The organism is Streptomyces alkaliterrae, from assembly GCF_007097205.2.
Taxonomy (GTDB): Bacteria; Actinomycetota; Actinomycetes; order Streptomycetales; family Streptomycetaceae; genus Streptomyces; species Streptomyces alkaliterrae.
In genome coordinates, this window is the sequence record NZ_VJYK02000204.1 from 1 (window position 1) to 9986 (window position 9986).

Genomic DNA, 9986 nt, shown 5'->3' on the forward strand with positions numbered 1-9986 from the left:
GTCGGGACTCACGGGGTCGGGGCTTGCGGTGTCCGGGCTTGCGGTGTCGGGACTTACGGCGTCGGGGCTTACGGTGTCCGGGCGCCAGGGGCGGGCGTCACAGGAAGTAGAGGCGGTTGAGGGAGACGGAGTCGGCGGCGGGGGAGCGCAGCGGGTCGCCGTCGAGGGTGACCAGGCCGCTGTCGCCGTCGACGTCCACGGCGCCGACGCGCGAGTTGAGCAGCAGATCGCCCGGACCGATGCCGCGGGTGCCGCGGACGGCGACCCGGCGCCGCCTGGTGGGCATGCGGTCGTCGCCGAGCGCCGCCGCGGCGGCCGAGACGAAGGCCACCGAGATGTCCGCTGCGGTCGCCCCGTACGCCCCGAACTGCGGTCCCAGCACCAGCGGTTCACATGTGTCGGTGGCGGCGTTGGGGTCTCCGGTGACGCCGTAGGCGGGGAAGCCGGACTTCAGCACGAGCTGCGGTTTGGCGCCGAAGAACTGCGGCCGCCACAGCACGATGTCGGCGAGCTTGCCGACCTCGATCGAGCCGACCTCGTGGGCGAGGCCGTGGGCGATCGCCGGGTTGATGGTCAGCTTGGCGATGTAGCGCAGGACGCGGGCGTTGTCGTCGGCCTCGCCGTCGCCGGTCAGCGGGCCGAGTTCGGCCTTCATCTTGGCGGCCATCGCGAAGGTGCGGCGCACGGTCTCACCGGCGCGGCCCATGCCCTGGGCGTCGGAGGAGGTGATGCCGATGGCACCCAGGTCGTGGAGGACGTCCTCGGCGCCCATCGTGCCGGCCCGGATGCGGTCGCGGGCCATGGCGGCGTCGCCCGGCAGGTCCGGCTTGAGGTCGTGGACGGAGACGATCATGCCGTAGTGCTCGGCGACGGCGTCCCGGCCGAACGGCAGGGTGGGGTTGGTGGAGGAGCCGATGACGTTCGGCACGCCCGCCATCTTCAGCACGTTGGGCACGTGGCCGCCGCCGCAGCCCTCGATGTGGAAGGCGTGGATCGTGCGGCCCTCCAGCACCCGCAGGGTGTCCTCCACGGACAGGCACTCGTTGAGGCCGTCGCTGTGCAGGGCCACCTGCACGTCGTGCTCCTCCGCGACCCGCAGCGCGGTGTCCAGCGCCCGCGTGTGGGCGCCCATGTCCTCGTGGACCTTGAAGCCGCTGGCGCCGCCCTCGGCCAGCGCCTCGACGAGCGGGGCGGCGTCGGAGGAGGAGCCGCGGGCGAGGAAGCCGATGTTGACGGGCCAGGCGTCGAAGGCGTCGAAGGCGTGCCGCAGCGCCCAGGGGGAGTTGACGCCCACCCCCCACACCGGGCCGAACTCCTGGCCGATGATCGTGGTCACCCCGGCGGCCAGCGAGGCCTCCATCACCCGGGGGGAGAGCAGGTGGACGTGGGTGTCCACGGCCCCGGCTGTGGCGATCAGCCCCTCGCCGGAGACGATCGAGGTGCCGGTGCCGACGACCACGTCGACGCCGTCGAGGGTGTCCGGGTTGCCGGCTCGGCCGATGGCGTGGATACGACCCTCGCGGATGCCGACGGACACCTTGCGGATGCCGAGCACCGCGTCGATGACCAGCACGTTGCTGATCACCACGTCGCAGGTCTCGCGGACGGCGGCGGCCTTCAGGTGAAGCCCGTCGCGGGCGGTCTTGCCGAAGCCGGCCAGGAACTCGTCGCCCGGGCGCTGCGCGTCCGCCTCCACCCGCACGGTCAGCCCGGAGTCGCCGAGGCGGACCCGGTCCCCCGCGCGGGGGCCGAAGACGCTCGCGTACTCCTGCGGGTCGATGTGGCGGCTGCCGGGGGCGCAGTGGTCGCTGTGCTTGGTGGGCCTGCTCATCGGGTGGTTCCTTCCGCGTCGTCGGGGTCCTCGCGGTGGGTGTCGCCGTCGGTGTCGCCCTCGGTGTCGTCGCCGTCGGCGTGGCCGTCGGCGGCCGGCCCGGCGCCGAGGTAGCCGCACTCGGCGGCGCGGCGCAGTGCCTCCGCCCTGGCGCCGGGGGCGTCCAGCGGGCCGTCGACGAGTCCGGCGAAGCCGATCGCGATCCGGTCGCCGCCGATCGGCACCAGGCCGACCTCGGCCTCGCCGTGCGGGTCGAAGCGCACGGAGGAGCCGGCGGGCACGCACAGCCGCATGCCGTAGGCGGCGGCGCGGTCGAAGTCCAGCCGGGGGTTGGCCTCGAAGAAGTGGAAGTGCGAGGTGACGCTGACCGGGACGGCGGCCGTGTTGCGCACGGTCAGCCGCAGGGCCGGCTCGATCTCCGGGCTCGGCGGCCCGGGCAGTACGGCGCCCGGCGCCTCGTCGCCCAGCGCGGCGGCCCCCCGGATGGGGGAGGGGACCACGGCCAGCCGGGAGCCGTCCTCGAAGACGGCCTCCACATGCACCTCGGTGACGACGTCCGCCACGCCGGGCAGCACGTCGTCGGGTCCGAGCACCGAGCACGCGGCCTCGATCGCCTCGGCCAGCCGTCTGCCGTCCCTGGCGGCCTCGCAGACGGTGTCCGCGACGAGGGCGGTCGCCTCGGGGATGTTGAGCCGCAGCCCTCGGGCGCGGCGGGCGCGGGCCAGCTCCGCCGCCGAGAAGAGCAGCAGCCGGTCGCGCTCGGTCGGGGTCAGTCGCACGACAAACACCTCCACGGTTTAGAGCATCACTCTAACCATGGATTCGTTTCGTGGAAAGCATTGACCTACCCGCTGGTCTAAGTCACATTGAGCGTCACTCAAACAAGCGTCCGTCGATCAGGGAGCCAAGCCATGCCCATCGAACAGCGCGGAGTCGACACCATCCCCGAGGAGGAACGCACGAGCGGCCCCAGGGACCTGGTGTCGATCCTGCTCGGCTCCAACCTCTGCCTCGGCGTGATCGTCTTCGGCTGGCTTCCGCCGTCCTTCGGACTCGGACTCTGGCCGTCGGTCACCTCCATCGTGGTCGGAACCGTCGTCGGAATCGTGTTCACCGCGCCGCTCGCACTGGTCTCCCTGCGCACCGCCACCAACCTCTCCACCTCCAGCGGCGCCCAGTTCGGCGTCCGGGGCCGACTCGTCGGCTCGGTGGTCGGCCTGCTGCTCTCCCTCGGCTACACCGCCCTCACCCTGTGGATCGGCGGCGACGTGATGACCGGCGTCATGGGCCGCCTCATCGGTCTCCCCGACGACCAGGGGGTGCGCGCCCTCACCTACGGGCTGCTCGCCGTCGCCACCGTCGTCGCCGCCGTCTTCGGCTACCGGCTGCTGCTGCGCATGAGCCGGATACTCGCCGTCGGCATGATCGCCCTGCTGCTCGTGGGCGTCGTCGCCTACGCCGGCGACTTCACCACCGCCGCGCCCCCCGACACCGAGTACCTGCTCGGCTCCTTCTGGCCCACCTGGCTGCTGGCCGCCGTCGCGGCCGGCCTCAGCGGGCCGGTCGCCTTCATCACCCTGCTCGGCGACTACACCCGCTACGTCTCCCCGCACCGCCACCGGCCGAAGAAGGTGCTGGCCGCCACCGCGCTCGGCCTCTTCGTCGGCCTGCTGACACCGCAGCTCTTCGGCACCTACACCGCGCTCGCCGCCCGCGCGGGCCTCGACTACGCCGGGCCGCTCGTGGCCGCCTCACCCGTCTGGTACCTGCTGCCGCTGTTCCTGGCCGCCTCCGCCGGTTCCATCGGCAACGCCGGACTGATGCTGTACTCGATGGGCCTGGACCTCGACGCGATCGTCCCCCGCGCCACGCGCACCACCGCCACCGTGGTCGCCGCCCTCGTCGCCACCGCGTTTGTCTTCGTCGGCTCCTTCGCCTGGGACGCGCAGTCGGCGATGACCTCCTTCGTGCTGCTGCTCACGGCCATCGGCACCCCGTGGGCGGTCATCACGCTCATCGGCTACGCCCGCTGCCGCGGGGTCTACGACGCCGACGCCCTCCAGGTACTCAACCGTCGCTCGCGCGGCGGCGTGTACTGGTACCGCGCCGGCTGGAACCTGCCCGCCACCGCCTCCTGGGCGCTCGGCGCGGCGGTCGGCATGGCGGCCGTCTCCACCCCGCTGTACGAGGGCCCGCTACTGGCCCTGACCGGCGGCGTGGACTGCAGCTTCATCCTCTCCGGACTGGTCGGCGGTGCCGCGTACCTGGCCATGACGCCCCGACCGGCTCCGGTTCCGGTTCCGGCTCCGGTACCGGCCCCGGAACCGAGGCCGGCGGAAGCCGTCGTCGCCGTCGACTGACGGAGACGACCGGCGGGGGTCCGGGCGGACGGGCCCGGACCCCCGCCACCCCGGCGCGCACGCGGCGGCGACCTCAGTCGTCGCGGCCGCCGTCGGTGTCGTGGTCATCCCGGCCGTCGTTCAGGGTGACGTCGCCCGAGGCCCGGTCGATCCAGAGCTCGACGTCCTCGTCGTCGTCCCGTCCGTCGACGTCCTCGAACTCGATCTTCCAGACCGTGCCCGCGCGCTCCAGCTCGATCTCCCCGATCGTGCCGGGCACCCGCTCGTCGGCGATCCGCGCCGCGTCGGCCAGCGTCACGCCGCTCTGCCGACCGGTCAGCGACCGGGCCGCCGACAGGTCGTCGTCGTCCCCGTCGTCGTCCCCGTCGTCGTCCCGTTCGGTCCGCAGGATCTGGCCGCCCTTGCGGGCGACGTCCACCTGCCGCCACGCGCCGTCGCGGGTGAGCACGTCGACCTCCCAGACCCGGTTGTCGTCCAGGTCGAGCCCGTGGGCGACGCCCGGGACCGCCTCCAGCGCACGCTTCACCGCCTGCTCGGCGCTGATCCACCCGCCGCCCGCGCGGCTGTCCGTCCGCAGGGCGTCCCGGTTGTCGTCGTCCCGGCTGTCGTCGTCGCGGCCGTCGTCGCCGTCCGCGGTGTTGAGGGTGCGGGGGGCGGCCGGCGTCGCGCCGCCGTCGTCGCCGGCGAAGGCGGTACCCGCCACCGCCGCGCCGCCCACCACCGTCACGGCGACCAGACCGGCGATGATGACGTTGCGCTTCATGGTTCCTCCCGAGTGGTCGTGTCGGCGGCTTCGTGCCGTCCGAACGAGCACCACCATGCCGAGCGCCACCTGAACGCTTCCTGAAGCTTCCTGAAGATCCCTTCAGGAAGCTTCTGCCACTCTGGGGGCCATGCGCGTGCTGATCGTGGAGGACGAGCGGAGGCTGGCCAGGTCGCTGGCGGCCGGACTGACCGCCGAGGGCTTCGCCGTGGACGTGGCCCACGACGGCCGCGAGGGCCTGCACATGGCCACCGAGCACCCCTACGACCTGATCGTCCTCGACATCATGCTGCCCGGGATGAACGGCTACCGGATCTGTGCCACGCTCCGCGCGGCCGGCGACGAGACGCCGATCCTCATGCTCACCGCGAAGGACGGCGAGTACGACGAGGCCGAGGGGCTGGACACCGGCGCGGACGACTACCTCACCAAGCCGTTCTCCTACGTCGTGCTGCTCGCCCGGGTCCGCGCGCTGCTGCGCCGCCGGGGCACGGGCGCGGCGCCGACACTGCGGATCGGCGGCCTGGCCGTCGACCGCGCGGCCCGCCGGGTGGAACGCGACGGCCGGGAGGTCGCGTTGACCGCGAAGGAGTACACCGTCCTCGAACACCTCGCCGTCCGTGCGGGGGAGGTGGTCGCCAAGTCGGAGATCCTGGCGCATGCCTGGGACTTCGCCTACGACGGCGATCCCAACATCGTCGAGGTCTACGTCAGCGCCCTGCGCCGCAAGCTGGGGCCCGGGCTGATCACCACCGTGCGCGGCGCCGGCTACCGGCTGACGGCCGATGGCTAGTCGGGCGCGGGGCGTGCGTGGCGTGCTCGGCTCGGTCAAGGCGCGGGCCGCGCTCGGGGCCACGGCCGTCGTCGCGGCGGCCCTGCTGCTGACCGGAGTGGCGGTGCTGTGGCTGCTGGAGACGAACCTGGCCCGCGAGGTCGACCTCCAGGCGGAGGTCCGGGCCCGGGACGTGGCCGGCCAGATCGCCACCGGCGCCGCGCTCGGCTCGATCGAGACCGGCGACGAGCCGGTACAGGTGCTCGACGACGACAAGCGGGTGCGGGCGGTCAGCGACGGCCTGGAGGCCATCGCCGGCACGGACAACAACAGCGTCACCGCTCTCCCGCCCGCCGACTCCCCACCCCGCGACGACAACCGGCGTGACGACGACGGCGACAGCGACGGCGGCGACAGCGACGACGACGGCGACAGCGACGACGACAGGGACGACAACAGCGACGACAACAGCGACGACGGGGACGACGACAACCGGGACGGCGACGCCGACCGGCTCGGGCCCGGTGAGGTGGACGACGACGTCGAGTTCGCCCGGGGCCGCGCCACCGTCGACGGCCGCTCCGGCGACTACCGCTTCGCCGTCCTGGAGGTCAGGAGCCCGCGCGGCGAGGAGCTGACGATCTACGCCGGGGCCCCGCTGGAACTGGAGCAGGCCGCCGTCGGCACCGTACGCACCACCCTGCTCTTCGGCGCCCCGCTGCTGCTCGCGGTCGTCGCGCTCACCACCTGGCGGGTCACCCGGCAGGCGCTGCGCCCGGTGGAGGGCATCCGGCGCGGGATGGCGGAGATCACCCGCTCGACCGATCTCAGCCGCCGGGTGCCGGAGCCGCCCGTCCGGGACGAGGTCGGCCGGCTGGCGGCCACGACCAACGAGACGCTGGCGGCGCTGGAGGCGTCGGTGGAGCGGCAGCGCAGGTTCGTCGCGGACGCCTCGCACGAACTCCGCAGCCCGATCGCCTCGCTGCGCACCCAGCTGGAGGTGGCCGAGGCCCATCCCGAGCTGCTGGACCTGCCCGGCGCGGTACAGGACACCGTGCGACTCCAGGACCTGGCCGCCGACCTGCTGCTGCTGGCCAGGCTGGACGCGGGCGAGCGGCCCAGGGGCGGCACCGTGGACCTGGCCGAGCTGGCGGCCGAGGAGGTCGCGCGCCGACCGGCGGACGACCGGACGGTGGCCGCGGGCCCGTTGGCCTCGGCGCCGGTGGCGGGTTCCCGCGGCCAGCTCGCCCGGGTGCTGGGCAACCTGCTGGACAACGCCCGGCGGCACGCCGCCTCCCGGGTGCGCGTCTCGGTGACGCCCGACGGCGGCGCTCCCGGGCCGGGGCGCGCGGTGCTGGAGGTGGCGGACGACGGGGCCGGGGTACCGGAGGCCGAGCGGGAGCGGATCTTCGAACGGTTCGTCCGGCTGGACGACGCGCGCAGCCGGGACGACGGCGGCGCCGGGCTGGGGCTGGCCATCGCCCGGGAGATCGCGGTACGCCACGGCGGCTCCCTGACGGTCGGCACGGCCCCGGAGGGCGGCGCGCTCTTCCGCCTCACCCTGCCGCTCGTCGAGCCCTCGTCCGGGCAGCACCAGCCGGGCTGAGCGCCGCCCCGCCCGCGCTCAGGCGCGCCCGCGGGCGGCGCGCAGCCGCTCCACCACCGGGGAGAGCGAGGAGCGCAGCGCGGCCAGGCTGGCCGGCGTGAGCAGGTCGATGAAGTGGCGCCGCACCGACTCCACGTGGTGCGGGGCGACTCTGCGCATCGTGTCCCAGCCGTGGTCGGTCAGCACGGCGAACAGCCCGCGTTTGTCCGTGTCGCAGTGCTCCCGACGCACCAGGCCCGCGTTCTCCATGCGGGTGATCTGGTGGGAGAGGCGGCTTTTGGACTGCAGGGTGGCCGTCGCCAGGTCGCTCATCCGCATCCGGTGCTCTTCGGACTCGGAGAGGTTGACCAGGATCTCGTAGTCGTTGAGCGTCAGACCGAACGGCTGGAGGTCCTTCTCCAGCTGGTGCATCAGCAGCCGGCTGGCGTCCAGATGGGTACGCCAGGCGCGCTGCTCCTCGGGCTCCAACCAGCGCGCCGTGTGCGCGGCGTCCTTACCGGGATCCGTCTCGGTGTCCATGATGTGACTTTACCGAGACCAACGGGGTGAACCGCCAGGCACACCTTGCTCGTCGGGCACCGCGCCCGTCGCCTGTTCCGCGATCAGCTTCTCGGTGGACTGGATGAGCACGGTGCCGCTCCCGGTGAACTCGAACTGGTGCTCCTCGCCGGAGGCGCCGCCGATCCCGGTGAGGTGCCGGACGCCGCCGAGGAAGCCGCGCAGGTACTGGTGGTCGTAGTGGTGGCAGGGCGAGGGGCAGTCGGCCCAGCCGACCAGGGCCTGCGGGTCGACGCGGATCGGGGGTTCGACGAAGTGCACCTGGCCGTTGGAGGCGGCGACGAACTTGCCCGTCCCGATCAGCGTCACGAAGCCGGGGATGATCGACTGTTTCAGCGACAGCCGGGGGTCGAACGCCAGCAGGTTGCCGGAGCGGATGGTGAGGTTGCCGTCGTCGAGGTCGTAGGAGTTGACGTCGAAGGCGCGGTCGGCGAGCAGCAGCCGGCCCTTTCCGCTGGCCACCACCCAGTCGGAGGCGTGCAGCGGGGAGTGGAAGCTGGACGCGACCAGGCTGTCCAGTGGGCCGTGGCCGATGCCGTCGAAGCTGATCTGCCCGTAGTAGGCGATCATCTTCCCCTTCTGGAGGAACCACTGGCCGTTCAGGTCGACGCTGAAGGCGTAGGGGTTGACGTTGTCGTCGGCGGGGAGGGTGTGGGCGTCGAAGACCGTGGTGCTCAAAGCTTCTCCTCACTCGCCTGGACGAAGACCGTGCCCTGCCCTGACAGCTCCAGCTGGAACGCCTCGCCGCTTCCCCGGCCGACCATGTCCCGCCAGCTGAGGGCGGTGGTCAGCCGGTTGGTGAGCTGGCCCCGGTGGCACACGTACGCCTGCGGGTCGACGTTGACCGGGCGGCCGGGCGTCACGGGCAGCTCGAAGACGCCGCCGTGGGCGAGCACCGCGACGGCGCCCTTGCCCTCCAGCGTGGTGGTGAACAGGCCCTGGCCCGTGGCCTGGCCGCGTACCAGGCCCATGACGCCGCCCTGGGAGCCGAGGAAGACGGTGCCCTGCCGCAGCGAGCCCTCGAACGCCAGCAGCCGGTCGGACTCGACGTGCAGCAGCTCGCCGGTCAGGTCGATGACGTGCACCTCGTGCCCGCCGTGGCCGAACATCACCGTGCCCCGGCCCTCGACCGTCATCAGCGGGGCCGCCTCGCCGCGCACCCGGCGGCCGATGGCCGACATCACGCCGCCCTGGCCGCCGGTGAGGCTCGGGGTGAAGGAGACCTCGCCCCGGTAGGCGATCATCGCCCCGCGCTGGCTGTAGAGCACCTGGCCGGGGTTGACGGTGGCCTCGATCATCTTGCCGTTGACCGGGCGGAATCCGCTCACAGGCGGCCCCCGATCGTGTTGCGCTCGCTGGGCTGCACGTACACCAGGCCCTCCCCTTCGAACCGGATCTGGAACGCCTCGCCGGAGCCCTCGCCGATCATGGTCCGGAAGGTCACCCCGGTCTGGAGCTGCTGCGTGAGCCGCCCGCTGTGGGCGACGTAGGCGCCGGGGTCCACCTGGAGCGGCGTCTGCGGGGTGACCCGCAGTCCGATCGCCGGTCCGGTGGAGAGGATCGCGACGGTCCCGCTGCCCTCGACGGTGGTGGTGAACAGGCCGTTTCCCTGGCTCGCGCCGCGCAGCCCGGTGAAGGTGGTGCCGGTCCGCATTCCGGCCTCGGTGCACAGCAGGTTGCTCGCCTCCACGTGCAGCGTGTCGCCGTGCAGCGGGACGAGGCTGATGTCGCGGGCCCCGTCGGCGAAGTAGCAGGTGCCGTTGCCGGTGACCTCCATCACCGCCATCTGTTCACCGGTCAGGCGCCTGGTCACGACACCGCGCAGCCCGTTGCCCCCGCCGGTGAGCTTCTTGAACGTCATGGTGCCCTCGTAGGCGACCATCGAGCCGTTCTTGGCGCGTACGGCGTCGCCGGTCAGGTCGACGGCGAGCACCTTGGCTCCCTGTACTCGGAATCTCCCCACGGCGCCCAAACCTACCCCCTCGAACGGCCCAACGGACGGGCTGCCACAATGGGTGGGCTTGTGCATCGATTCACAAGGAGGGGGCCGCCCGGGCCCGCCTGGGGTCGACGCACCGGCGGAACCCGTCCCGCAC

General features: G+C 72.9%; 10 protein-coding genes. 3 read left to right on the forward strand and 7 right to left on the reverse strand.

Annotated features, from left to right (window positions below; translation table 11 throughout):
- Positions 1-97: 97 nt before the first annotated feature.
- A complete protein-coding gene (locus FNX44_RS18250) occupies positions 98-1831 on the reverse strand; it encodes an urease subunit alpha (protein WP_143649356.1) in 1734 nt (577 codons plus the stop codon).
- Positions 1828-2610 (reverse strand): urease subunit gamma, encoded by a 783-nt coding sequence (ureA, locus tag FNX44_RS18255; protein ID WP_143649357.1) that lies wholly within the window; start codon positions 2608-2610, stop codon positions 1828-1830. Before ureA ends, FNX44_RS18250 begins: the two co-directional genes overlap by 4 nt.
- A 132-nt stretch (positions 2611-2742) precedes the next feature.
- On the opposite strand from ureA, the gene FNX44_RS18260 reads away from it, so the two are divergent.
- Entirely contained in the window at positions 2743-4191 is a 1449-nt protein-coding gene (locus FNX44_RS18260; RefSeq protein ID WP_143649358.1) for a cytosine permease, read from the forward strand.
- A gap of 73 nt (positions 4192-4264) precedes the next feature.
- Here the strand turns inward: FNX44_RS18260 and FNX44_RS18265 are convergent, their stop codons facing one another.
- On the reverse strand, positions 4265-4954 hold the full coding sequence (locus FNX44_RS18265; RefSeq protein WP_143649359.1) for a PepSY domain-containing protein: 690 nt from the start codon (positions 4952-4954) through the stop codon (positions 4265-4267).
- A 130-nt stretch (positions 4955-5084) separates the two neighbouring features.
- Here FNX44_RS18265 and FNX44_RS18270 point away from each other — a divergent pair, with 130 nt between their 5' ends.
- Positions 5085-5747, forward strand: a complete 663-nt coding sequence (locus tag FNX44_RS18270) for a response regulator transcription factor (protein WP_143649360.1) — start codon at positions 5085-5087, stop codon at positions 5745-5747.
- A complete protein-coding gene (locus FNX44_RS18275; RefSeq protein WP_143649361.1) occupies positions 5740-7332 on the forward strand; it encodes a sensor histidine kinase in 1593 nt (530 codons plus the stop codon). Before FNX44_RS18270 ends, FNX44_RS18275 begins: the two co-directional genes overlap by 8 nt.
- Positions 7333-7350: 18 nt before the next feature.
- Here the strand turns inward: FNX44_RS18275 and FNX44_RS18280 are convergent, their stop codons facing one another.
- From FNX44_RS18280 to FNX44_RS18295, 4 genes are read right to left on the reverse strand one after another with little or no spacing between them, the layout of a single operon-like run.
- A complete protein-coding gene (locus tag FNX44_RS18280; RefSeq protein WP_143649362.1) occupies positions 7351-7851 on the reverse strand; it encodes a MarR family winged helix-turn-helix transcriptional regulator in 501 nt (166 codons plus the stop codon).
- Between the two features lie 9 nt (positions 7852-7860).
- On the reverse strand, positions 7861-8568 hold the full coding sequence (locus FNX44_RS18285; RefSeq protein ID WP_143649363.1) for an AIM24 family protein: 708 nt from the start codon (positions 8566-8568) through the stop codon (positions 7861-7863).
- Positions 8565-9188 (reverse strand): AIM24 family protein, encoded by a 624-nt coding sequence (locus FNX44_RS18290; RefSeq protein ID WP_143649365.1) that lies wholly within the window; start codon positions 9186-9188, stop codon positions 8565-8567. The genes FNX44_RS18285 and FNX44_RS18290 overlap by 4 nt, the downstream gene beginning before the upstream one ends.
- Before the next feature lie 26 nt (positions 9189-9214).
- Positions 9215-9853 (reverse strand): AIM24 family protein, encoded by a 639-nt coding sequence (locus FNX44_RS18295; protein ID WP_323369480.1) that lies wholly within the window; start codon positions 9851-9853, stop codon positions 9215-9217.
- Between the last annotated feature and the right edge of the window lie 133 nt (positions 9854-9986).

Excerpts from the sequence above, each read along its gene's own strand:
- FNX44_RS18250 (WP_143649356.1), bottom strand. The coding sequence starts at position 1,831 with ATGAGCAGGCCCACCAAGCACAGCGACCACTGCGCCCCCGGCAGCCGC.
- FNX44_RS18260 (WP_143649358.1), top strand. The coding sequence starts at position 2,743 with ATGCCCATCGAACAGCGCGGAGTCGACACCATCCCCGAGGAGGAACGC.
- FNX44_RS18265 (WP_143649359.1), bottom strand. The coding sequence starts at position 4,954 with ATGAAGCGCAACGTCATCATCGCCGGTCTGGTCGCCGTGACGGTGGTG.
- FNX44_RS18270 (WP_143649360.1), top strand. The coding sequence starts at position 5,085 with ATGCGCGTGCTGATCGTGGAGGACGAGCGGAGGCTGGCCAGGTCGCTG.
- FNX44_RS18275 (WP_143649361.1), top strand. The coding sequence starts at position 5,740 with ATGGCTAGTCGGGCGCGGGGCGTGCGTGGCGTGCTCGGCTCGGTCAAG.
- FNX44_RS18280 (WP_143649362.1), bottom strand. The coding sequence starts at position 7,851 with ATGGACACCGAGACGGATCCCGGTAAGGACGCCGCGCACACGGCGCGC.
- FNX44_RS18290 (WP_143649365.1), bottom strand. The coding sequence starts at position 9,188 with ATGATCGAGGCCACCGTCAACCCCGGCCAGGTGCTCTACAGCCAGCGC.